Raw genomic sequence first — 858 nt, forward strand, 5'->3', positions numbered from 1 at the left:
GCCAAAGGCATGGAATTTGAACCCGAACGCGGTATCCGCTGCACCATGTGTTTCGATATGCGTTTTGAAAAAGCGGCGCAATACGCCCATGAAAACGGCTTCCATGTTTTCACCAGCTCACTGGGCATTTCACGCTGGAAAGACATGAAACAGATCAACGGCTGCGGCCATCGCGCCGCCGAGCCGTATGATGACTTGGTTTATTGGGATTTTAACTGGCGCAAAGGCGGCGGCAGCGCACGCATGATTGAAATCAGCAAGCGTGAGCATTTCTACCAACAAGAATATTGCGGTTGCGCCTACTCCCTGCGTGACTCCAATGCCCACCGCAAATCGCAAGGCCGCATCCCCATCAAGCTGGGCGTATTGTATTACGGTGATGAATCCACACAATACGAGCCTCAAGCCGAAAACAAAATCATTGTTGAGAAATAAATATCAAAGGCCGTCTGAATGTTTCAGACGGCCTTTGTTTAAATCAGATGATTAACGGCGGCGGAATTTACCGTGATCAAAATCATCAAATGCCTGATAAGCAGCTTGGCATTGAATTTTTTGCTCGGCATAAGGCAAACCGCGGAATGCTTTTGCCGCTTTACGGTTTTCCCTCAATTCGGCCTTGTTGCCTTTGTAGCGATACCAAGCGGCACGGCGCTCAAGGTATCTCTTACAAGCAGGATGCAATTTGTTTTTCTTCGCCTGTTGGTGTTTGCTCACATGATGGCCATGCGGTTTGGCCGCCGCTTCGGCAGAATAAGTATCCAAGCTCAATACGGCAACCGCCGCCAGTGCGGAACCTAAATTTTTCAACATTAACATGATTCGCCTCCTAAATAGTTTTTCCATTATATGTTTCGC

General features: G+C 48.4%; 2 protein-coding genes. One reads left to right on the forward strand and one right to left on the reverse strand.

Features of this window, described 5'->3' with window-relative positions; all coding sequences use genetic code 11:
* Positions 1-435: epoxyqueuosine reductase QueH (locus ACTHS3_RS15840; RefSeq protein WP_440368487.1), on the forward strand; the 435-nt coding region annotated here is incomplete at its 5' end.
* A gap of 51 nt (positions 436-486) precedes the next feature.
* On the opposite strand, the gene ACTHS3_RS15845 is transcribed toward ACTHS3_RS15840, so the two are convergent.
* Positions 487-819: a stress response protein gene (locus ACTHS3_RS15845; RefSeq protein WP_440368488.1), complete on the reverse strand. Its 333-nt coding sequence runs from the start codon at positions 817-819 to the stop codon at positions 487-489.
* Positions 820-858 lie beyond the last annotated feature (39 nt).

Source organism: Neisseria sp. P0009.S007 (assembly GCF_051962515.1).

What these genes read in the sequence shown, in the direction of transcription:
- ACTHS3_RS15845 (WP_440368488.1), bottom strand. Translation starts at nt 819, where the DNA reads ATGTTAATGTTGAAAAATTTAGGTTCCGCACTGGCGGCGGTTGCCGTA.